This is a genomic window from Pseudodesulfovibrio thermohalotolerans, from assembly GCF_021353295.2.
In the GTDB taxonomy this organism is placed as follows: Bacteria; Desulfobacterota; Desulfovibrionia; order Desulfovibrionales; family Desulfovibrionaceae; genus Pseudodesulfovibrio; species Pseudodesulfovibrio thermohalotolerans.
On the sequence record NZ_CP120635.1, the window covers coordinates 1,080,699 to 1,101,266 of the forward strand.

20 protein-coding genes and 1 pseudogene are annotated in these 20,568 nt (G+C 59.9%); 5 read left to right on the forward strand and 16 right to left on the reverse strand.

What is annotated here, in order from left to right:
* Nucleotides 1–172: 172 nt before the first annotated feature.
* The 3 genes from groL to LF599_RS04895 form a co-directional block, all read right to left on the reverse strand.
* A complete protein-coding gene (groL, locus tag LF599_RS04885; RefSeq protein ID WP_279522505.1) occupies nucleotides 173–1,825 on the reverse strand; it encodes a chaperonin GroEL in 1,653 nt (550 codons plus the stop codon).
* A gap of 56 nt (nucleotides 1,826–1,881) precedes the next feature.
* A complete protein-coding gene (gene groES, locus LF599_RS04890; protein ID WP_279522506.1) occupies nucleotides 1,882–2,169 on the reverse strand; it encodes a co-chaperone GroES in 288 nt (95 codons plus the stop codon).
* A gap of 172 nt (nucleotides 2,170–2,341) precedes the next feature.
* Entirely contained in the window at nucleotides 2,342–2,776 is a 435-nt protein-coding gene (locus LF599_RS04895; RefSeq protein ID WP_279522507.1) for a bacteriohemerythrin, read from the reverse strand.
* 233 nt (nucleotides 2,777–3,009) lie between these two features.
* Between LF599_RS04895 and LF599_RS04900 the strand changes: the two genes are divergently transcribed.
* The gene (locus LF599_RS04900) at nucleotides 3,010–4,839 is read left to right on the forward strand and encodes a lysophospholipid acyltransferase family protein (protein ID WP_279522508.1); all 1,830 of its coding nucleotides are present in this window, start codon (nucleotides 3,010–3,012) and stop codon (nucleotides 4,837–4,839) included.
* Between the two features lie 74 nt (nucleotides 4,840–4,913).
* Nucleotides 4,914–5,636, forward strand: a complete 723-nt coding sequence (locus LF599_RS04905; RefSeq protein ID WP_269941516.1) for a DsbA family protein — start codon at nucleotides 4,914–4,916, stop codon at nucleotides 5,634–5,636.
* Nucleotides 5,637–5,869: 233 nt separating this feature from the next.
* Here LF599_RS04905 and LF599_RS04910 read toward each other — a convergent pair whose 3' ends face one another.
* Complete coding sequence (locus LF599_RS04910; protein ID WP_269941515.1) at nucleotides 5,870–6,454, reverse strand: LOG family protein; 585 nt, start codon at nucleotides 6,452–6,454, stop codon at nucleotides 5,870–5,872.
* Nucleotides 6,455–6,831: 377 nt separating this feature from the next.
* Between LF599_RS04910 and LF599_RS04915 the strand changes: the two genes are divergently transcribed.
* Complete coding sequence (locus LF599_RS04915) at nucleotides 6,832–8,235, forward strand: RHS repeat-associated core domain-containing protein (protein ID WP_279522509.1); 1,404 nt, start codon at nucleotides 6,832–6,834, stop codon at nucleotides 8,233–8,235.
* A gap of 60 nt (nucleotides 8,236–8,295) precedes the next feature.
* Complete coding sequence (locus LF599_RS04920; RefSeq protein WP_279522510.1) at nucleotides 8,296–9,030, forward strand: hypothetical protein; 735 nt, start codon at nucleotides 8,296–8,298, stop codon at nucleotides 9,028–9,030.
* Between the two features lie 240 nt (nucleotides 9,031–9,270).
* Here LF599_RS04920 and LF599_RS04925 read toward each other — a convergent pair.
* The 4 genes and pseudogenes from LF599_RS04925 to LF599_RS04940 all read right to left on the reverse strand — a co-directional run.
* Nucleotides 9,271–9,630, reverse strand: a pseudogene (locus tag LF599_RS04925) (LOG family protein); the annotation flags it as partial.
* 8 nt (nucleotides 9,631–9,638) lie between these two features.
* Nucleotides 9,639–10,679 carry a threonine aldolase family protein gene (locus LF599_RS04930; protein WP_269941511.1) on the reverse strand — a complete coding sequence of 347 codons (1,041 nt, stop codon included), beginning with the start codon at nucleotides 10,677–10,679 and terminating at the stop codon, nucleotides 9,639–9,641.
* The gene (locus LF599_RS04935; RefSeq protein ID WP_269941510.1) at nucleotides 10,672–11,262 is read right to left on the reverse strand and encodes a GDSL-type esterase/lipase family protein; all 591 of its coding nucleotides are present in this window, start codon (nucleotides 11,260–11,262) and stop codon (nucleotides 10,672–10,674) included. Before LF599_RS04935 ends, LF599_RS04930 begins: the two co-directional genes overlap by 8 nt.
* Nucleotides 11,263–11,274: 12 nt before the next feature.
* Complete coding sequence (locus LF599_RS04940) at nucleotides 11,275–11,721, reverse strand: pyridoxamine 5'-phosphate oxidase family protein (protein ID WP_279522511.1); 447 nt, start codon at nucleotides 11,719–11,721, stop codon at nucleotides 11,275–11,277.
* Nucleotides 11,722–11,993: 272 nt separating this feature from the next.
* Between LF599_RS04940 and nhaA the strand changes: the two genes are divergently transcribed.
* Complete coding sequence (gene nhaA, locus LF599_RS04945; RefSeq protein WP_279522512.1) at nucleotides 11,994–13,364, forward strand: Na+/H+ antiporter NhaA; 1,371 nt, start codon at nucleotides 11,994–11,996, stop codon at nucleotides 13,362–13,364.
* Nucleotides 13,365–13,436: 72 nt separating this feature from the next.
* On the opposite strand, the gene LF599_RS04950 is transcribed toward nhaA, so the two are convergent.
* From LF599_RS04950 to rpmH, 8 genes are all read right to left on the reverse strand, one after another.
* Nucleotides 13,437–14,969, reverse strand: coding sequence for a choice-of-anchor I family protein (locus LF599_RS04950; RefSeq protein ID WP_279522513.1), 1,533 nt, complete (start codon nucleotides 14,967–14,969; stop codon nucleotides 13,437–13,439).
* Between the two features lie 67 nt (nucleotides 14,970–15,036).
* Nucleotides 15,037–15,306 (reverse strand): hypothetical protein, encoded by a 270-nt coding sequence (locus LF599_RS04955; protein ID WP_269941503.1) that lies wholly within the window; start codon nucleotides 15,304–15,306, stop codon nucleotides 15,037–15,039.
* Nucleotide 15,307: 1 nt separating this feature from the next.
* Nucleotides 15,308–16,699 carry a tRNA uridine-5-carboxymethylaminomethyl(34) synthesis GTPase MnmE gene (mnmE, locus tag LF599_RS04960; protein WP_279522514.1) on the reverse strand — a complete coding sequence of 464 codons (1,392 nt, stop codon included), beginning with the start codon at nucleotides 16,697–16,699 and terminating at the stop codon, nucleotides 15,308–15,310.
* A gap of 190 nt (nucleotides 16,700–16,889) precedes the next feature.
* Nucleotides 16,890–17,966 (reverse strand): Jag family protein, encoded by a 1,077-nt coding sequence (locus LF599_RS04965; RefSeq protein WP_269941502.1) that lies wholly within the window; start codon nucleotides 17,964–17,966, stop codon nucleotides 16,890–16,892.
* A gap of 45 nt (nucleotides 17,967–18,011) precedes the next feature.
* Nucleotides 18,012–19,676: a membrane protein insertase YidC gene (gene yidC, locus LF599_RS04970; protein WP_279522515.1), complete on the reverse strand. Its 1,665-nt coding sequence runs from the start codon at nucleotides 19,674–19,676 to the stop codon at nucleotides 18,012–18,014.
* The gene (yidD, locus tag LF599_RS04975) at nucleotides 19,646–19,927 is read right to left on the reverse strand and encodes a membrane protein insertion efficiency factor YidD (protein WP_279522516.1); all 282 of its coding nucleotides are present in this window, start codon (nucleotides 19,925–19,927) and stop codon (nucleotides 19,646–19,648) included. The genes yidC and yidD overlap by 31 nt, the downstream gene beginning before the upstream one ends.
* Nucleotides 19,928–19,934: 7 nt before the next feature.
* Nucleotides 19,935–20,306, reverse strand: a complete 372-nt coding sequence (gene rnpA, locus LF599_RS04980; protein WP_279523077.1) for a ribonuclease P protein component — start codon at nucleotides 20,304–20,306, stop codon at nucleotides 19,935–19,937.
* Entirely contained in the window at nucleotides 20,294–20,428 is a 135-nt protein-coding gene (rpmH, locus tag LF599_RS04985; protein ID WP_071546398.1) for a 50S ribosomal protein L34, read from the reverse strand. The genes rnpA and rpmH overlap by 13 nt, the downstream gene beginning before the upstream one ends.
* Between the last annotated feature and the right edge of the window lie 140 nt (nucleotides 20,429–20,568).

Consider the following 20,568-nt stretch of genomic DNA (forward strand, 5'->3'; position numbering starts at 1 on the left):
CGGCTTTCCGTCCGGGCATCGGGTGTGGATATCGTTTTTCCGCGAAACGGCTTGATGCGTGTGGAATGACGATTGGAGCTGAGGCGGGGCGAGCGTCATTACCAAAAAACCGGCCCCGGTCCGTGTGGACCGGGGCCGGTTGGCTTGATCTGGGTCGGGTTGCCTGGGAGGCTTAGTACATGCCGCCCATGCCGCCCATTCCGCCCATGCCGCCCATGCCGCCGGGCATGGCCGGAGCCGCGTCAGCCTTCTCAGGCTTGTCGGCGATGGCGCACTCGGTGGTCAGCAGCAGACCTGCCACGGAAGCGGCGTTCTGCAGAGCGGTGCGGGTGACCTTCTTCGGGTCGATGACACCGGCCTTGATGAGGTCTTCGTAGTTGTCGGTGGCGGCGTTGTAGCCGAAACCGGCCTTGCCTTCCTTGATCTTCTCGACAACGATGGAACCTTCCAGACCGGCGTTGGCAGCGATCTGGCGCAGGGGCTCTTCCACGGCGCGGGTGATGATGTTGATACCGGCCTGCTCGTCGTCGTCGGCGGCCTTGACCTTGAGGGCGGCCTTGCCGGAGCGGGCGAGAACCACGCCGCCGCCGGGCACGATGCCTTCCTCGACAGCCGCGCGGGTGGCGTTCAGAGCGTCTTCCACGCGGGCCTTCTTTTCCTTCATCTCGGTCTCGGTGGCGGCACCGACGTTGATGACGGCCACGCCGCCCACGATCTTGGCCAGACGCTCCTGGAGCTTCTCGCGATCGTAGTCGGAAGAGGATTCGGCGATCTCGGCGCGAATCTGCTGGATGCGGCCCTTGATCTCGGCGGCCTTGCCGGCGCCGTCGACGATGACGGTGTTTTCCTTGTCCACGACGATGCGCTTGCAGGAACCGAGGTCGTTGACGGTCAGGTTCTCCAGCTTGATGCCCAGGTCTTCGGAAACGACCTGGCCGCCGGTCAGGGTGGCGATGTCCTTCAGCATGGCCTTGCGGCGCTCACCGAAGCCGGGGGCCTTGACGGCGACCACGTTCAGGGTGCCGCGCAGCTTGTTGACCACGAGGGTGGCCAGGGCTTCGCCTTCGATGTCCTCGGCGATGATGACCAGCGGCTTGGACATCTTGGCGCACTGCTCCAGCACGGGCAGCAGTTCCTTCATGTTGGAGACCTTCTTCTCGTTGATGAGAATCAGGGGCTCTTCCATTTCGCAGGTCATGCGCTCGGTGTTGGTGACGAAGTAGGGGGAGAGGTAGCCGCGGTCGAACTGCATGCCTTCGACAACGTCCAGGGTGGTTTCGAGACCCTTGGCTTCCTCGACAGTGATGACGCCTTCCTTGCCGACCTTGTTCATGGCCTCGGCGATGATGTTGCCGATGGTGGCGTCGTTGTTGGCGGAGATGGTGCCGACCTGGGCGATTTCTTTCTGATCGCGGGTGGGCTTGGCGACCTTTTCGAGGTCTTCGACGATGGCTTCGACGGCCTTGTCGATGCCGCGCTTGATGGACATGGGGGAGCGACCGGCGGCGACCAGCTTCACGCCTTCGGTGAAGATGGCCTGGGCCAGGACGGTGGCGGTGGTGGTGCCGTCACCGGCGACGTCGGAAGTCTTGGAGGCGACTTCCTTGACCATCTGGGCGCCCATGTTCTCGAACTTGTCTTCCAGCTCGATTTCCTTGGCAACGGACACGCCGTCCTTGGTGATGACGGGGGAGCCGAAGGACTTCTCCATCACGACGTTGCGACCCTTGGGTCCGAGGGTGACTTTGACCGCGTTGGCCAGCTTGTCCACACCCGCTTTCAGTTTCTCGCGGGCCTTGGCATCGAAAAGAATATCTTTCGCCATGGTGTATTCTCCTTAAAATAGAAATTGTGTTTAGTAGATTGGTACCGGATATGGAGCTATTCGACGATGGCGAGGATATCGTCCTCGCGCATGACCAGGTGCTCTTCGCCGTCGATGCTGATCTCGGTCCCGGCGTATTTGGCGAACAGGACCAGGTCGCCTTCCTTGACGGTGGTGTTCACGCGCTTGCCGGCTTCGTCCAGCTTGCCGGGGCCGACGGCCACGACTTCACCCTTCATGGGCTTTTCCTTTGCGGAATCCGGGATGTAGATGCCACCCGCGGTTTTTTCTTCCGTTTCCAGACGTTTGACCAGGACTCGGTCGTTCAGCGGTTTCAATTTCATCCTCTTATACCTCCAAAATGGATTTTTTGAATGTTTGCGCCGAGCGACATGAGCCGCCCGGCTTGCAGTTAGATAAACACGGCATGGCAGGAGTCAACCCGAGCGGACAAAAAAAATGGGGTCCGCTCGCGAGCAGCGGATGCATGGGGGAGAATGCGGAGGGCGGCGGCCCCTATCCTACGGATTTTTCCCTGAATTCCGCGAAGGGGAGGTCCATTTCCCGAACGTGTTCGGTGAACCAGTCGGCAAGGAATCCGTGGAGCTTGACGGGCGGCACGGATGTGCCGTTCATGAGTTCGGCTTCCAGGCGCGTGATGTCGTCAAGGAACCGTTCGTGCGATTCCTGCTGGCCATCCAGGCCCGGGTAGTCGGTTTCGTCCATGAGGTTTTCCTCGAAACTGAAGTGCTGCATGGCGAAGTCTTTGAGGTCGCTCATGATGTCGAGCATCTTGTCGGTCTCGTCGTCGTCGAGCTGACGGTACATGTCCGGCGACACCGTTTCGATGCGGCCGAGCATGGCGAAGAAGGTTTCGTGTTGTTCGTCGATTTCGGGGATGCCCAGGGTGATGATAGGCGAAGATTCGGCCGGGTTCGATTTGGCTGGCATGCGTTTCTCCTGTAACGCGGGTTGTTTCTTTTATGTTTCCCATACCGGGAATCCGGAAATATGTCACCTGTTCTCAAATTTTTCCCACGGGAAACGGAAACGGGGGCGGGCTGGCCTGTGTCACACCGTTGCCCGAAATACGTCACCCAAATACGCGGAAATGTCATGGACGCGGCGCGAACGGGGGGCGGCGGCCCGAGTATGGTCTGGCAACCATATTCAGGAGGATGAAAATGGAAGATCGCCTTGCCGGTCCGCTGTTCGATCTGGATTCGCCTTTCAACGACCCCGTTCGCCACACTCTTTTCTCCATGGTCAGGAGACCTTTGGCCAAAGTCCTCAGGCTCGATACCCTCAATACCCTGTACTCGACGTTGCAGGACGGTGAGGGCGGCTCCTTCGTGGACAAGGCCCTTGATCTGCTCGGGGTGCGCTTTTCCGTCGACGGCCAGCCCGTCAGCCGGGTGCCGCGCACCGGACCGCTGGTCGCGGTCTGCAATCACCCCTTCGGCGTGCTCGAAGGGCTTTTGCTGGTTCGCATCCTGCGGGAGGTCCGGTCCGACATCAAGATCATGGCCAATTTCATGCTCGGCATGATTCCCGAGATGGACGACCTCATCATTCAGGTGGACCCGTTCGGCGGCGCCGAGTCCTCGCGCAAGAATATCGCCGGTCTCAAGGCGTGTATGCGCTGGCTCAAGGACGGCGGTATGCTGGTGGTTTTCCCGGCGGGCGAGGTGTCAAGTCTGAAGGTCAAGAAGCGCCGCGTGGGCGACCCGAACTGGAGCCCCATGATCGGCCGGATCATTCGCAAGACCGGGGCCGCGGCCCTGCCGGTATTCTTTAACGGCCGCAACTCGGGGCTGTTCCAGACCTTGGGCCTCATCCATCCCCGTTTGCGCACGGTGCTGCTGCCGCACGAGAACCTGAAGCACGCCTCTCGCGACGTTATCGGTGTGCGGTTCGGCACGGTCATAGGCCACGACAAGCTGGCCGAACACGGCGACGACCAGGCGATAGTGGATTATCTGCGCTTCCGCACCTATCTCCTCCGCCGCGAGCGCAAGCCGCGTTTCAATTTCAAGCCCCGCGAAACCAGGCGGAGCATGGACCCCATCGCCAACTCGCGCGGCAAGCATATCCTCGCCTCCGAGGTGGCCGCCCTGCCGGATGATAACATCCTGCTCGAAAGTTCTGATTTCACCGTGTTCCACGCCCAGGCGTTCATGATCCCCCGGCTGCTGCGCGAGATCGGCATCCAGCGCGAGGAGACCTTCCGTCAGGTGGGCGAGGGCACCGGCCGGGCCATGGATATCGACAGGTTCGACGACACCTATCACCATCTGGTTCTCTGGAATCGGAAGGAACGGGAAGTGGCCGGAGCGTACCGTTTCGCCAGGACCGACGAGATCATCGCCGAGCAGGGCGCGTCCGGTTTGTATACCTCCACCTTGTTCGACTACCGCCCCGGCTTCCTTGAGGGCCTCGGACCCGCGCTGGAGCTGGGCCGTTCCTTCGTCATTCCCAAGTACCAGCGCAGTTACCAGCCGTTGCTCATGCTGTGGAAGGGGCTGGCCGAATACGTGGTCCGCAACCCCCGGTATTCCCGGCTGTTCGGCTGCGTGTCCATTTCCAGCGAGTATTCCGTGATCGCTCGTGAACTTATCGTAGGCTTCATGGAACGCCATTGCTCCATGCCGGAACTGGCTCGGATGGCGCTTCCCAAGCGGCCGCCCAAGGTCAAGAAATTGAAACGGCTCGACTTCTCCCTGCCCGAGGCGGTCTTCGATGATCCCGAGGACGTGGCCGACTTCGTGCGCGACGTGGAGGACGGCCGGTCCATTCCGGTGTTGCTCAAGCAATATCTCAAGCTGGGCGGCAAGATCATCGGCTTCAACATGGACCCGGATTTCGGCAATTGCATGGACGGGCTTATCCTGGTGGACTTGCACAAGTCGGACCCGAAGGTACTGTCCCGATTCATGGGCCGCGAGGGCACGACCCGCTTTCAAAATGCCGGTCAGCCCGCGCCCGTGCGCCGGATCGGCGACGCCGCCGCCTGACCCCGGCGGCGGAAGGCCGTCCGAATCCTGGCTCCGGGCTTGGCTTTCCGGCGTTAAGAGCATATGTTGCGCGAATGCGAACCAAGCTTATATTTTTGCCGTTGCTGATCGTTGCCTTGGGGCTGTTTGTCGGCTGTCAGAGGGTCGGCGACCTGCCGACCGACAAATACAAGCCCGCCGCACATGCTGAAAGCGGGAGTCGGGAAAAGGCCCAGGACCGGAAAAGGGCCGGGGCGCCGGATGGCTGCTCGCCCGAGTTCCGCGCACTCTTTGACCAGGCTGTGGTGGAGATGCGCGGCAAAGGCGACCTGGACGTTGTCGTGGTTACCGATCCCCTGTGCTGGCATTGCCGCCTGGCCCACAAGCTTTTGGGCGAGTACCCCAAGTTGTATGGCAGGCTTCGCCTTTCCTTCTTCCCGCGCCGAAGCTTCATCGGCTCCGACATGGCCGCCTGGATCATGGAGGACGCGGCAGGCTCCGACCGTCTGCCCAAGCTGATCGATTTCGCCTATGAGGATCTCCAACAGCCCAAGTCTGAAGACCTCATGGAAGCGCGCATGATCGTCCTGGCCCAGTTCACCAAGGCTTTTCCAGAGTTGCTTCATGGCACCACGCTCGATGCGCTGTACCTGCGGCTGCAAAAGGACCACGAGTCCCATGTGTTGGAAAGCGTCAAGCTCGCCAGGACGGCCCATCTCCCCGGCACCCCCATCCTGGTGGCGGGTGACACCGTGGTCCTGGGCTTCGGCCCCAGCGTCTGGCTCAAGGTCCTGGAAGGAGCCCAAATGTGCCGGTAGGCGTACCCACTTATCTTTTGGAAAAAAGGAATGACGGCCTCCTTCGGGAGGCCTTTTTCGTGGGGCGTAAAATGAATTTTCGGTGATTGTTGGAAGGTGACTTTTCTCTTTTCCCCTGTAAAACATCTGGGTAGCGATGAAGGTATACACCTAGCATAGGCACACTGAAAATGAGAATGCCTTGAGAGTTGAAAGCGGCCAACTTCGATGGGCTAAGCGTCTTTCGTAGCCGTTTACAACCCTTTCTTCAGCTCGATCCATTTGTCCACATGCGGCGGGACATAGGTCGCAAAGCGATCGATAAGTTCGGCCGGGTTCGGGCTGGTCAGGACCATGCGGCGGTGGTCGGCCATGAGGAACCCTTCGTCCACCATGCGGTTCAGGTGGTCGGTCAGGCAGGCGTAGTAGCCCGATACGTCGAGCAGGCCGCACGGTTTGGCGTGGTAGCCGAGCTGGTTCCAGGTCAGGACCTCGAAGAATTCCTCAAGGGTGCCGATGCCGCCGGGCAGGGCGATGAAGCCGTCGGACAGGTCGGCCATGAGCTGCTTGCGCTCGTGCATGGAGTTGACCACGTGGGCTTCGGTCAGTCCCTGGTGGGCGATTTCCTTTTCCACGAGACGCTTGGGAATGACGCCGATGACCTCGCCGCCTTCGGCCAGGCAGGTGTCGGCCAAGCGGCCCATGAGACCGGTGGAGGACCCGCCGTATACCAGCCCGATTTCGCGGGCGGCCAGTTCGCGGCCCAGTGCCACGGCAGCGGCCACGTACGACGGGTTGTTGCCGGGGTTGGAGCCCAGATAGACGCAGATTCGTTTCATTATTTCACCTTGATATTTTGAGTGCGTTGCGTCCTTGGAATCACTTCCTTTTCAAAAACCTGTCAAGAGGAAATGTTATCCCTTTTTCGGTCTTTTTTATCCCTCTGACGCCCGTTTTCTCTTTTGGCCAAAAACCGGGGTTATAGTTGTCGCGTTTTTTGGAGGCGGTCTCCAAAGACGTTTTCGACAACCTATAAAACAGGAGGCAAAATGTTCTTCTCAACTCCGGCAAAAGACAGATTTTGCAAGTTCACCTACAACTCGATGACAGGCGAATACGAGCGCGATTGGATCGAATACGCTGACGGCACGTTCGAACCGGTGCGCCGAAACGGCCACCTCAAACAAAAATGGGACGGCCAGCCGTCGCGCTTCCAATGTGGCACACCCGCAAACCCGCCGATTGGGTGCCGTGGGAACACGGTCTTCCGTTCTCCTGGAACCACACCCTCGCCCACGGCGACAAGCCCGCTGATTGGGGCGACAAATCGCAGACCGAAATCGAAGCTGGCAGCGCGCCTTACTTCATGGAAGTGGAGACGGACGCGGACAGCCGCATCGAATCGCGCACCGAGCGCATCGACGGCAGGCGCGAGACCTGGGATTTCCAGTACGACGACGAAGGACGGCTCCCTTGTGTGTCCACTGACACCGACTGGGTGCAGGAGTTCGAATACGATGCACAAGGCCGCCGCAGGGCTGACCATGATACGGTCAGGGATGTGTTCACGCGAACCTATGAGTATGGCGACGACAACCGCCTGCTCTCGGCTGGCAAGGTGCGCTACGAGCACGATGAAAATGGCTTCCGCTGCACCAGGATCGACGGTGAGTCCGTGACCCGTTACCAGTACGCAGGTGACTACCGGCTGCTCGGCGCGCTCATGCCTGATGGTCGAGCCATCGCCTACGACCATGACGAGAGCGGCCAGCGGTCCATGAAGTACGTGGACGGTCAGCCGGTCGAGGCATACCTGTGGCGCGACTTCATCCGGCTGGGCGCGTTTTACGATGGCGAGCATGAATTCGTCTTCAATTACGAAGAGGGCGAGCGTCTGCCGTACTCCATGACCGTGAACGGCAGCGACTACACCCTCGAATACGATCAGGTGGGAACGCTGAAAGCGGTTGTTTACCCAACCGGAAACGTGGTAAAGGCCATTCAATACGACGTGTTCGGCAACCTGCTCTGGGATTCCAACCCCGGCCTGCGCATCCCGCTCGGTTTCGCAGGCGGTTTGAGCGACCCGGACACCGGCTTCGTTAGGTTCGGTTGGCGTGACTATGACCCGGACACGGGACGTTGGACAGCGCAAGACCCCATCGGCGATGCTGGCGGGGATGATGACTGGTACGGGTATTGTCTGGACGATCCGGTGAACCTTATCGACCCCAAGGGGCTCATGGGCAGTAAGCCAGGTCTCCCCGATGAATCAAGAGCACAAAAGCGATATTGGAAATTCAAGTCAGAAAGTGGAGCATGCGAAGCGTGTGCAGCTTTGGACGGCGTTGTATTTAAAGATAAGCCCGGTCCGGTGCATCCAAACTGCCGATGCTCGGCAGAAGAGATTTGGATGACCGACGAAGAGGCAAAGAAATACACCGAATGGAAGCCATCGTTGCTTATGCCGGAGGATTCTCTTCGAGGCCGATCTGCTCGAAAACTCTTAAAAAAGAAGTTAACAGAGTTTGGCCAAGGCTTTACAGAAACACCAGACCCAATTGTGACTCCCATCCAAGAATGGGGGAAACGCAGAAAGAATAAAGAACGCGCTCGATAAAATGAACCTAAACAGCATTGCCGCTACGAGCAGAAAAATAGCGGCAATGCTCAAAGAGATATGATTTCATACACACAGATATACAAAATATTGGTGCTTATTGTGCTCGCTATGAAGAGCAATCAAGTCAGGGCATATTTGGAAGTTGACCCAGCAATGACCCCACTTGGATACTCGGCGGTCCAAGCCGGTGCCTATTCCGTGTTTTTGGGCTTTTATATTACAAGTCTTTTCCTAGCTTTTCTTGATGCGGGAAAACTCGCAATCCTTGCGTTATCCGCTTGTCTCCTTGTCTTTCTCTATTATCCTGCTTCGTTGTTTATTTCCGCCATTGTCGCAGGCTTGGCATCTGATATCCCCGTATCTTTGACGGCCTTTCTGGTCTTTTCAATTCTCGCTTTGGGAATGTGCCTCATTCAGATGAAAAAAGTCCCCACATGGTTGACTCTTTCTCGCATTGATAAACGGGATTGTGCTGTGGCTGTCTTCTTGATGTTCTCTCTTCCAACCATCTGGATTTCCGGCTTGTTTGGTGACTATACAATAGCTTTCCTTAACTACTATGCCACCTTTCTTTATGTTGTGTTCGCCGTCATGTTGGTGTCTATCTGGCAGCGCAAAGCCTTGAGTCTTCTGCTCCATCTTGTTTTTCTCTGGTCGATTTTGTTTATGTCTCTGATTGTCTGGTTCGGTTATTGGCAAACAGGCTATTGGTTGACGTTTGTTTTCCATACAGTCTGCGCAATCGCCTATCTCTATGCCATGTTTAAAAATCGACAAGAGCTATTGCCTTGAAGGCAAGTCCCAGTTGTTTTGTATATCAGTCGGTACGGCGGTTAACCACCTGACATCGCGTTGATTCTGAAAAATACTCTCAGTATAACAACTCAGAAACTCAGAAGTAAACACCCAAAATAAAAGAATTTCACCCTGGTATACGCAATGTATACCAGGGTGTGCCTGTATGTGTCTGGGCGGAAAAATTCGTCTAAAAAGGTGAATGATTACAACGGTTGTGAAATAGAGTCAGTGATTCCACGTCAGGACCTCGAAGAATTCCTCAAGGGTGCCGATGCCGCCGGGCAGGGCGATGAAGCCGTCGGACAGGTCGGCCATGAGCTGCTTGCGCTCGTGCATGGAGTTGACCACGTGGGCTTCGGTCAGTCCCTGGTGGGCGATTTCCTTTTCCACGAGACGCTTGGGAATGACGCCGATGACCTCGCCGCCTTCGGCCAGGCAGGTGTCGGCCAAGCGGCCCATGAGACCGGTGGAGGACCCGCCGTATACCAGCCCGATTTCGCGGGCGGCCAGTTCGCGGCCCAGTGCCACGGCAGCGGCCACGTACGACGGGTTGTTGCCGGGGTTGGAGCCCAGATAGACGCAGATTCGTTTCAGTTGCCGGGTCACTTGGCGGCCTCCACGGCCTTGCGCAGATCGGCCACGAACTCGTCGACCATTTCTTCGGTTGTGGCCCAGGAGGTCATCCAGCGCACGGTGTGGTCGTGTTCGTCCCAGACGTAGAAGTAATACTTTTCCAGCAGGATTTCCGTGGCCCGGGGCGGGATGTGGGCGAACAGGGAGTTGCAGTCCACGGTTCCCTTGATGTCCACCCCTTCGATGGCTCCGGCTTTTTCGGCCAGCCGCTTGGCCATGGCGTTGGCGTGGGTGGCGTTCTTGAGCCACAGGTCGTCGGCCAGGTAGGCTTCGAGCTGGGCAGAGACGAAGCGCATCTTGGAAACCAATTGCATGGCCTGTTTGCGCAGGTAGGGGAACCCTTCGCCGATGTCCGGGTTGAGGAACAGCACGGCCTCGCCCATGAGACATCCGTTCTTGGTGCCGCCGAAGGAGATGAAGTCCACGTCCAGCGCGGTGGTCATGTCGAAGAAGGAGCAGTCGAGTGCGGCGCAGGCATTGGCCAGGCGCGCTCCGTCCATGTGCACGAGCAGGTCGCGGTCGTGGGCGAACTCCACCAGGTCCTCGATCTCCTTCAGGGTGTAGAGCTTGCCGAGTTCCGTGGGCTGGGTGATGGAAATGACCTTGGGCTGGGAGGCGTGGACGAAGCCGATGTGGCCCAGATAAGGGGCGATCATGCCCGGCGTGAGCTTGCCGTCCGTGGACGGAATAGGCACCAGCTTGATGCCGCCGAACGCCTCGGGCGCGCCGCATTCGTCATTGTTGATGTGCGCCTGGGCTGCGCAGAGCACGGAGTTGTAGGTGTGGGTCACGGAGCGCAGGCCGAGCACATTGGCCGCCGTGCCGGTGGTCACATAGTGGATGCGCGCCTGGGAGCCGAAAAACTCCTTGAACACCTCGTCGGTGTGGATGGAAAGTTCGTCGTCGCCGTAGGATTTGCGGAATCCGGTGTTGGCCTTGACAACGGCCTCCATGACGGCCGGGTGCGCGCCTGCGTTGTTGTCGCTGGCAAAGGATTTGAGATCAGTCATTGTCGTTCTCCAAATCGAGGAAATTACGTACCGCGTCGGACTTGAGGAGCAGTTCGGCGAGGATGTCATAGCCCTCGGCAGCAGGGTGGACGTTGTCGTAGGCCGCCAGGGCCGAAGCATAGGGCGCGGAGTCCTTGAGGGATTGTATCACCGGCACACAGGGCACGCCGAGCCGATCGCATACGGTTTCAAGGCCCAGGGAAAGCTGGGTGATCCGTTCGGTCTTGTCCGGATCGCCCACGGGCATGGGGCCGATGAACAGCGTGGGGCCGATGTCTTTGGCTTCGGACAGGATGGCTTCGGCGTTGTCGTAGCAGGTCTGCGCGGGCACGTCGTTCGCGATGTCGGCCACGCCGAACGAGAAGATCAGCCGGGCGTTCTGTCCAGGCAGGAAGCGGCGGGCGACTTCGTCCCGCCAGCGGTCGCGGAGTTTGATGGTGGTGTTGGCGCGAACGCCGAGGTTGTACCAGGTGAGATCCCGGCCGCCCCGCATGAGGACAGTCGCGATTCTACCGGGCCAGCCGAGCCCTGTCGCGTCGCCGCATCCCAGCGTCAGGGAGTCGCCGATGAAAAAGGTAATCATGGTTCCCTCTCGTTATTTGATCCGCGCGGTGGCGGATGTGATGGCAATGGCATACACGGCGGTGATGCCCAAAACCTGTTCATTGTAGGGGAGTTTATGGCCCGCGTATTTGAGGGTGATGCGGTCCAGGGCGCGCATTTTTTCGTCGCCGGCAAGGGCGCGGGGCGTGCCGTCGCCCATTACCGAGCGGAAGTGGTATCCCAATTTGCAGGCGTTTTCGTCGTTGGTCTTGAGCCGCATGTCCACGGCGGCGGAGAAGGCCAGAGGCGCGCCCGAATCCAGGCAGGCGGCCTTGCGTCCCTTCATGCCCGAGTGGATGTAGAGCGTGTCGCCGTCCGATGCGAAGTTCACGGGAACACAGTAGGGGCCGTCCTTGTCGGCAAGAGCCAGCCAGACGACCTCGGCTCCGTCCAGAATGTCGGCAACCACGGACTTGTCTTGGGTTACGTCTTTGCGCATGGTTCCTCCAATTTAATCAAAAATGGAAAACAGACTAGTAAGCTTCCATGGGGCCGAAGGCAAGCTTCGCACCCGGCATTTTCCCAAACGGGCCTGATCGGCGGGAGCATGTGACGATGCGGCCGGGCGGCGAACGGACCGCCGTATTCGAATCGTCCGGCGGGTGAGCAATATGGAAACCGTTTGAAAATATCGACTAAATAATCACCGAGTGTTGCCCTTGGGGCAAATGGTGTTATAAATATGCATCATAACCGCAATAGGAGCGACCTATGAGGCAACCTCAGGACAGGCCATTGCCGGTCCATTACGTACTGAGTTCATTCGATAAATTCTTCCGTATGGAGGCCGCTGGCGGTATCGCGCTGATGGCCTGCACCATAGCCGCCCTGGTTTGGGCCAACTCTCCATGGGCCGCGAGCTACCATGCGCTGTGGCAGACCAAGCTGACTGTGGGGGTGGGAAATTGGGTTTTGTCCAAGCCTTCGTTGCTGTGGATAAACGATGGCCTCATGGCCATTTTCTTTTTCCTCGTGGGGCTGGAGATCAAGCGCGAGCTGATGGTGGGCGGGCTGTCCACGCCGAGTCAGACCATCATGCCAGTAGCCGCCGCCGTGGGCGGCATGGCCGTGCCCGCGCTCATCTTCTTTTCCCTGAACAGCGGGCTGGAGTCGGCTCCGGGATGGGGCATCCCCATGGCCACGGATATCGCCTTTGCCCTTGGCATCATGTCCCTGCTGGGCAGCCGGGTGCCAGTGGGACTCAAGATTTTTCTGACCGCCGTGGCCATCGTGGACGACATCGGAGCCATTCTGGTCATTGCCGTCTTCTACACCGACACCCTGAATCTGATGGCCCTCTTCATCGGGCTGGCCGCGCTCGCCTTTATGCTCATGCTCAACCTGGGCTGGCGCATCCGCAACTCCATTCCGTATTTGGTGTTCGGCGTCGTGGTCTGGCTGGCCTTCCTCATGTCCGGCATTCATGCCACCATCGCGGGCGTGCTGGCGGCCATGACCATACCGGCCGGAACACGCATGAACTGCTCCACCTTTGTCGAAGAGCTTCGCCACGCCGCCGAAGTCTTTGAAATGGCCATCACCCCCGGCAAGACCGTGTTGACCAACAAGGAGCAGCAGATGGCCCTGCATTCCATGGAGCACGCATACGATGCGGCCACCACGCCGTTGCAGAACATCGAGCATTCCCTGCATCCATGGGTGTCGTTTTTCATCATGCCTGTTTTCGCCCTGGCCAACGCGGGCGTGCAACTGGATGCAAATGTCTTTCAGGAGTTGCTCACGCCGGTTTCCCTGGGCGTGTTCATCGGACTGGTGGTGGGTAAACAGATAGGCGTCGCCGGGGCGTGCTGGATCATCGACAAGCTCGGTTTTGCCTCGTTCCCGGACCGGACCACAATGGTCCACCTGTGGGGCGCGTCCTGCCTTGCGGGTGTCGGTTTCACCATGTCCATCTTTATCGGAAACCTGGCGTTTAAAGAGGGCACGAGCCTGGTTGCGCTGGCAAAGATCGCCATTCTCTTCGCCTCCCTGGTTTCAGGGGTGCTCGGCTACCTGATCCTTAGGTACCTGGCTTCGGACGTCAGTAAGGACGGTGTGGAAGAACTCCCCAAAGACGCCTAGCCGCTCCACTCGGAAACGAAGCCCCCGCCGGACATTGGACCTGCGGGGGCTTTTAATTTCGGGGGGCGCGGATCATCGCACCGTGTAGATGGTCGTGGTCCCGGAAGTTTCGTTGCCCACGAAGAGCAGGGCGTCGCCCGTGCCGCTCTCGGCGGCGGGAACGAAATGCACGCCTTCGGGGCCGAGATCGCCGGCCGTGCCCTCTTTGGGGTCGCCGGAGAAGTCGCGGTCCAGCCGGTAGGTCTCGAAGAAAGGGTTTTGGGGGTCGGTGATGTCGAAAACCATCACCCCGCCCATGCGTTCAAGCCCGATAAAGACGTAAGTTCGACCGTCGACCACGCCGATTTCCGCGCCTTCCGGTTCGCACCCCTTGTCGTCCGAGCGTTTGTCGAACTTGTTCTTGTCGCTGTCGGCATTGAATCCGTATGCATGGAATCGGGCCAGGATGCGCTCGAACCTGTCGCCGGAGTCGAAAACGAGGCTGCCGTTCTCATCCCATATGGAGAAGGAGCGGCCGCCGAAAGCGACGATACGGTCGTAGTCGCCGTCGCCGTCAGTGTCGGACAGGTCCGTGATGGTCTTGAGGCGGCCCAGAGCCTTGTTGTCCTGAAGCTTGCCGCCTTCGGGGAATGCCCTCGGGTCGAGTTCGACTTTGGACAGCCGCTTTTCGTCGGCATATTCATCGTATTCGCGGGAATCGCCCTCGTTGGCGGTGACGAAATAGTTGCGGCCGTTCACGGCGTAGGCAGCGATGCCGTCGGGCATGTAGGCGGAATACACGGGCCACTGCCTGAGGTTGACGGCCTTGTCCTTGTCGCTGGCGTCCATGACCAGGCCGGACCAGTCCTTGAGGCCGAGGCCCAGGATTTCGACAACCGTTGCTTTCGGGATGTCCACCACGGCCACGCTGTTGTTTTCCTGCAGGGTGACGAAGGCGAGCCGGGAGTCGGGGGATACGGCTATGTATTCCGGTTCCAGGTCCTGGGCCACGGTGGAGCCGGGATGCGAGAGGCGTACGCCCCTTGCCTTCAGGTGTTTCCGGAGGGGATTGAAGGCGGCGAATCCGGCGCTGCGGTTGACGGCTTTGTCCAGGCCGGGGGAGATGTCGATGATGCTGATGGAGCCTTCGGGGTCGACGGAGCAGGCGTCGTCGGGGCCGCCTTCGCAGGCGGCGAGGATGTATTTCCCATCGGGCGAAAAGGTGACCATGTCGGGTTGAGCGCCGACTCGGAAGGCGGCAAGGACGTTTCCCGTGCGGTCCGCCACGACCACATGGCCCGGAGCCTGCTTGGGGGCGGCCTCCACGGCGACGGCGATCATGCCGTCGCGGCAGGCCACGGAATTGAGCGCCGTGCCGTATGCGGAAAAGTCGAAGCTGGTCTTTTTGACGGGGTTGCGGATATCCGAGACGTCGAGAACGTCCACGACGTTCATGTGGCCGTTGACCACATAGGCCTGTCCAACCTCGGGATCGTAGACCACGATTTCGGCGGCGGATTCGTCGAAGACGCCGGAGGCGTAGCGTCCGGCGGGCGTCAGTTCCAGGGCGGCGGCGGGAACGGCCGCCAGCAGCAGGACCAGCAAGGCGAGTAAAAGTTGTGGCATTCCATTCTCCGTGAAGGCTGGTTGGCTGTCGGGGAGGGGAAGATCGCCCTGCCTGTCGGCTGCGTGTTTAGAATTCCATCAGCCCGAGCGGGTCCAGCGCGGAGACTTCCACGCGCACAAAGGTGGCCACATCGAAGAAGAGGTCCGAGGTGATTTCGGTAAGCCGCCACCGGCTGCCGGTGCCGAAGGAGTTCCACAGTTCGGTCTGGATGCCCTGACGGACCTTGAAGGAGACGGAGTCCACTTCGGGCTCTGTCCCTTCCAGATAAGTCTGCATGAGCGGTACCAGGCCACAGGTCACATGCTGCACGTCGATGAATTCCGGTTCCATTGTCATGTTATTTACCTATGCAGAAGGAGTCGAAGATGGAGTTGAGAATATCGTTTGCGGCGATTTCGCCCGTGATGCCGGAGAGCACGTCGCAGGCGGTTTCCAGTCGCACGCTCAGGAGATCGTAGGGAATTCCGGCCGCTGTGTCCCCGGCCAGCGCGGCCAGTTCGCGGTCGGCTTCGGCCAGCACTGCGGCCTGGCGGGCGTTGGGGGCGAGTTCGTCGGGATCGGGCTGTCCCGCGTTCCCGAGGACGCGCTCCCGGATGCGGGCGGACAGACGGTCCAGTCCGTCACCGCTCTTGGCCGAGACGGACGCGGTTTCCAGGCCGACGGCCTTGAGCGTTTCGCCGTTTTGCGCATCGAACGTGTCGAGGTCCGCCTTGTTCAGCACGGCCAGTGCCTTTTCGGGGCCGATGCGCCGGGCCGCGTCCAGGGTGTCGGCGTCAACCGGGGCGGTCCCGTCGGCAAGCAGCAGGACGAGGTCGGCGCGGTCCATGAGTTCGCGGCCCATTTCGAGACCGGCTGCCTCGATCGCGTCCTCGGTGGCGCGAATGCCTGCGGTGTCGGCCAGACGGACGGTCAGGCCGTCCAGATTCAGGGTTTCCTCAAGGTAGTCGCGGGTGGTGCCGGGCTGGTCGGTAACGATGGCCCTGTTGCGGCCGAGCAGGGCGTTCATGAGGCTCGATTTGCCCGCGTTGACCCGGCCGGCCAGGACGACCAGCGCGCCTTCGCGCCATGCGCGGGTGCGATCGACGGCCTTGAGCAGCGAGCCGATCTCTCCGCGCACCCCCTCGACGGTCCCGATCAGTTGCTCCGGGGAGAGGCATTCCAACTCCTCCTCGGGAAAATCCACGGCCACGGCCAGTTGGGCGCGAAGCGCTTCGAGCCGGGAGCGGAGTTCCGTTATTTTTTGTCCGAGCAGACCGGAAAGCTTGACCTGGGCCAGATGCATGGCCGCCTTGGTGGGGGCGTGGATCATCTCGGCCACGGCTTCCGCCTGGGAGAGATCCATTCGGCCGTTCATGAAGGCGCGGTAGGTGAATTCGCCGCGTTCGGCCAGTCGCGCGCCATGGTCCAGCGTTTCCTGGAGCACGGCCCCGAGCACGGCCCGTCCGCCATGGCAGTTGATCTCGACCACGTCTTCGCCAGTGTAGGAGTTGGGGCCGGGCATGAAGGCACAGAGCGCGTCGTCCAGAACCGTGCCGTCCGCGTCGGTCACATGGCCGTAGTGCAGACGGTAGGGGCGGAAGTCCGTGAAGGTCTCCCGAGCGGGCCGAAACATGGCGCGGACGATTTCACGGGCGCGCGAACCGCTGACGCGGACGATGCCCACGCCGCCGTCTCCGGGCGGGGTGGCGATGGCCGCGATGGTATCCTTGGAAAGCCTGGGGTCGAGCATGGAGATTCCTTACAGGAGCTTCGGGGGAATGGCAAAAAGGAAAAGGGCCGCTACAGAGAGCGGCCCTTCAGATATTCGACTTGCAAGAAAGCGGCGCATTCTTGTTTCCAACAATCCCCGACTCGGCGCGCAACAGTCTGCGCAGGTCGGCGAAGTGCGGAACTCGCGGAGCCGCCGGAGAAAACCGACGCTAGTAGCGCGCGCGGCCGTTGTTCTTGCGGCTCTTGGGAACGATGAGCACACGCTTCATGGGACCGTCGCCCTTGGAGCGGGTGAAGACCGTCTCGTTGTCCTGCAGGGCCAGATGAATGACCCGGCGGTGGTAGGAGGACAGGGGCTTGGTGGACTGGGTCCTGCCAAGGGAGTCCGCCTTTTCGGCCAGGTGCCAGGCGATCTGCCTCAGCTTGTCATCCTGGCGTTCACGGTAGTCGCCGGTGTCCACCTGGATACGCACCGAGTCGCCCATCTTGCGGGAGACCAGGCGGTTGACCAGGTACTGAATGGACGAGAGGGTTTGACCCTCGCGACCGATAATCAGGCCGGAGTTCTCCTCGTCGTCGATGAAGACCTTGACCCGGTCGGATTCCAGGGTGATCTCCACGGAGGTTTCGCCCACGATCGGGGTCAACATTTCGTTCATGACCTCGCGCACGGCATTTTCGAGCGCAACCGGGTCGAACGCGGACATGTCGGTGCGGCGGGGCTCCTCGCGGGGCTCCCGGGCTTCCCTGGGCTCACGATGTTCACGCTGTTCACGCGGTTCGCGCGGTTCACGCGGTTCACGCTGCTTCTTTTCGCGAGGCTTGCGCTCGCGTCCCTTCTTTTCGTTCCGGGGCTGCCGAGGCTTCCTTTCGCGCGGTTTGCGTGCGGGGGCCTCGTCGGACGGCTCGGGCTCGGCCACGTTGCCGTTGACGTCATTGAAGACTTCTTCCTCGATGCGGTTGCCGTTTGGCTCCTCATCCAAGGTTTCTTCGGGTTCGTTGGTGTCCACCGGAGCCGGTGCGGGCTCTTTTTCGCGCCTGGGCTTGGCCTGGCGTGCGGGCTTGGACTGCTTGGTCTCGCCGTTGAGGATGTCGGAAGCGTTCACCTGGGCGCGGGGCCGGGCCTGGACCTTGGCCTTCTTCACGCCCATGAGGCCGAAGATACCGGAGGAGCCTCCGGACAGGATCTCAATTTCCAGGCGTTCGCGCTGCAAGTTGAAGTAGTTGCAGGCGCTTTCGATCGCTTCGTCCAGGTCCTTTCCCTGGAATTCCTTGAAGTCGCTCATTCTCATATCCTTATCAAGCCGGGGCGGATATGCCCCCCGGAGGCGTTAGTCGTTGCTCTTGGCCGCTTTGGCCTTGGATTTCCTGGCGATCATCAACTGCTGCCCGATGGACAGGAGGTTGTTGAAGAGCCAGTAGATAACCAAGCCGGACGGGAACTGCAGGAACATGAAGGTGAAGACCAGCGGCATGAACAGCATGATCTTCTGCTGAGTGGGATCGCCCGCGCTCGGGGTCATCTTCTGCTGCAGGAACATGGACGCGCCCATGATGATAGGCGTGACGTAATACGGGTCCTTGGCGGACAGGTCGGCCAGCCAGGGAAGGTCGGTGAAGGGCACATGGGCGATGAAGGGGGCGTGTCGCAGTTCGACCGCACCGAGCAGGGCCTTGTAGAGGCCGAAGAAGACGGGAATCTGGACGACCATGGGCAAACAGCCGCCCATCGGGTTGACCTTGTAGGTCTTGTAAAGGGCCATGGTCTCCTGGTTGAGACGCTGCTTGTCGTCGCCGTACTTCTCGCGCAGCTTGGCGACCATGGGCTGGAGCTTCTTCATCTGTTCCATGGAACCGTAGCTTTTCTGGGACAGGGGCCAGAAAATCAGCTTGATGATTATGGTCAGGATGATGATGGCCACGCCGTAGTTGCCGACAAAGCCGTAGAAGAAGTTCAGGCCGACCAGCAGAGGCTTGGCCAGGAAGTCGAACCAACCGAAGTTGACCGCGTCGCTCAAGTCATTGGGCATCTGGGCGAGCATCTTGCGATCAGTGGGGCCGACAAAATAAGAGGTTTTCAGAGTCTTGGCGACGTTGGGCAGGAAGGTGGCCTTGTCGGTCACCGCCATGCGGAACACGTTGTCCTGAAGGCCCGCGGACATGGAGGCGTCCTCGGTCTTGGGCATGACCGCGAACAGGAAGTAGTTGGATTCGATGGCGCCCCACTTGAGGCCGCCGGGCGCGGACAGTCCTTCCTCGCGCAGGTCGTCGCGGTCGGTCACTTCCTTGCGGGTGTCGCTGGTCAGGTAGGCCACCTTGGTCGGGTTGTACCTGTTGTCCTCTTCGGACATGGACTTGGCGGCGGCGGTGAAGGACAGCGCACCCTCCGCGCCGATCGCGTTCAGGTTGGTGATGGTGGCGGATTCGTCGATGAGATAGGTGTCGGCGTGGAAGGTCAGCACCCGTTCGACGCGATAGCCGTCAACCTGGCCGGTGAAGGTCAGGGTCTTGGGGCCCTCGCCTTCGGCAATCGCCAGGTCGGACCCGGTGAAGGCCCAGTTGCCGCGTTTCCAGGTGTGGTATTCCTTGTCGTTCAGGGTCAGGATGAGACCCAGCGGACCCTTGGCAAAGGCGTTCGTGCCCACCAGGTCGACATTGGGGGAATCCGCTTCGATGGTCTCGCGGTAGTTCTTCAGGATGAACTTTTCGAGCACGCCGCCCTGGGAAGTGAACACGGCGGTGTACAGAGGCGTGTCCACCGTGACGGACACGCCGTCGGTGGGAACGAATTCGGGGACGGGAGCGGTTTCCGCGGCGGCCTTGGCGGCTTGGGATTGCTCGGTGAGGGCGGCCGTCTTCTGCTCGGCCTCGGCGGCCTTGCGGGCCATTTCCGCTTTTTCTTCCGCCGAGGGACCCGTGAGGTATTGCCATCCGAAGAGGACAATGAAGCTCAGGACCAGGGCAATTACAAGACGGATTTGCTCCTTCTTCTCCATGGGGTGAATCTCGCTTTGGTTGTGGAGTCGGGCCAAACGGCCGGGACGGGGTCATATCCCCCGCGGCAAAGAGGCTGGCAACGAAGGAGACGCCAAAGCGTAAGCAGGCACCCCTTGATGACACCATGCTTGAGCAGGGCTTCCTTGGCGTACTGGGAGCACGTCGGATAGAACCTGCAAGCCGGAGGCAGCAAGGGGGAGATGAGTTTCTGGTAAAACCAAATGAGCGCCAAGAATAGCGAGCGCATCATTTCCTCTCTAAGAGGCCGCCGCTTTCGAGTACAGGCGACTCAAAAGCGGGGTGAACTCTTCCGTGGCGAGAGCGAGGGTCAGCTGCTTGGCCTCAAGGTTCCGCTTCGGAACAATGACAATATCCAGAGGCAAATCAAAATCGAATTGATGCAGCCTGAAATACTCGCGCACCACCCTCTTTATACGGTTGCGCGCCACCGCGTGCCCCATCTTTTTACTGACAGTCAGCCCCAGACGGATACCGTCCGAGGGTTCGCTGCGCTTGAGGATGAACAGGATGAAACTTTTCGTGAAATGCTTCTTGCCCTGCTCGTAACAAGCTGTGAATTCAGGGCTTCGGAGCAGCCGGCGCTCCTTGTTCCAAATTAAACGGCTAATCTCTTGCGACCTTTGGCGCGACGGCGTGCAAGCACTTTGCGACCATTCTTGGTGCGGGAACGCACCAGGAAACCGTGGGTTCTTTTGCGACGGCATTTGCTGGGCTGGTAAGTACGTTTCATATCCTATTATCTCCTAAAGAGTGAAATTATGCTAGAAGTTGCGTCGAACGGAAGCATATAACCGCTGTCACTAGGGCCGTCAAGCTGTATTTTGGGGGCTATCCCGGCTGCCTGCTTTCGGCCGAGCGGGTTTTCTGCTA

Bases quoted from the DNA above. Each gene is read 5' to 3' on its own strand.
- LF599_RS04915 (WP_279522509.1), top strand. From the start codon at position 6,832: ATGTGGCACACCCGCAAACCCGCCGATTGGGTGCCGTGGGAACACGGT.
- LF599_RS04965 (WP_269941502.1), bottom strand. From the start codon at position 17,966: ATGAGCGACTTCAAGGAATTCCAGGGAAAGGACCTGGACGAAGCGATC.
- LF599_RS04935 (WP_269941510.1), bottom strand. From the start codon at position 11,262: ATGATTACCTTTTTCATCGGCGACTCCCTGACGCTGGGATGCGGCGAC.
- yidD (WP_279522516.1), bottom strand. From the start codon at position 19,927: ATGATGCGCTCGCTATTCTTGGCGCTCATTTGGTTTTACCAGAAACTC.
- groES (WP_279522506.1), bottom strand. From the start codon at position 2,169: ATGAAATTGAAACCGCTGAACGACCGAGTCCTGGTCAAACGTCTGGAA.
- LF599_RS04940 (WP_279522511.1), bottom strand. From the start codon at position 11,721: ATGCGCAAAGACGTAACCCAAGACAAGTCCGTGGTTGCCGACATTCTG.
- nhaA (WP_279522512.1), top strand. From the start codon at position 11,994: ATGAGGCAACCTCAGGACAGGCCATTGCCGGTCCATTACGTACTGAGT.
- groL (WP_279522505.1), bottom strand. From the start codon at position 1,825: ATGGCGAAAGATATTCTTTTCGATGCCAAGGCCCGCGAGAAACTGAAA.
- LF599_RS04910 (WP_269941515.1), bottom strand. From the start codon at position 6,454: ATGAAACGAATCTGCGTCTATCTGGGCTCCAACCCCGGCAACAACCCG.
- LF599_RS04900 (WP_279522508.1), top strand. From the start codon at position 3,010: ATGGAAGATCGCCTTGCCGGTCCGCTGTTCGATCTGGATTCGCCTTTC.
- mnmE (WP_279522514.1), bottom strand. From the start codon at position 16,699: ATGCTCGACCCCAGGCTTTCCAAGGATACCATCGCGGCCATCGCCACC.
- yidC (WP_279522515.1), bottom strand. From the start codon at position 19,676: ATGGAGAAGAAGGAGCAAATCCGTCTTGTAATTGCCCTGGTCCTGAGC.
- LF599_RS04930 (WP_269941511.1), bottom strand. From the start codon at position 10,679: ATGACTGATCTCAAATCCTTTGCCAGCGACAACAACGCAGGCGCGCAC.
- LF599_RS04955 (WP_269941503.1), bottom strand. From the start codon at position 15,306: ATGACAATGGAACCGGAATTCATCGACGTGCAGCATGTGACCTGTGGC.
- LF599_RS04895 (WP_279522507.1), bottom strand. From the start codon at position 2,776: ATGCCAGCCAAATCGAACCCGGCCGAATCTTCGCCTATCATCACCCTG.
- rpmH (WP_071546398.1), bottom strand. From the start codon at position 20,428: ATGAAACGTACTTACCAGCCCAGCAAATGCCGTCGCAAAAGAACCCAC.
- LF599_RS04905 (WP_269941516.1), top strand. From the start codon at position 4,914: ATGCGAACCAAGCTTATATTTTTGCCGTTGCTGATCGTTGCCTTGGGG.
- LF599_RS04920 (WP_279522510.1), top strand. From the start codon at position 8,296: ATGATTTCATACACACAGATATACAAAATATTGGTGCTTATTGTGCTC.
- LF599_RS04950 (WP_279522513.1), bottom strand. From the start codon at position 14,969: ATGCCACAACTTTTACTCGCCTTGCTGGTCCTGCTGCTGGCGGCCGTT.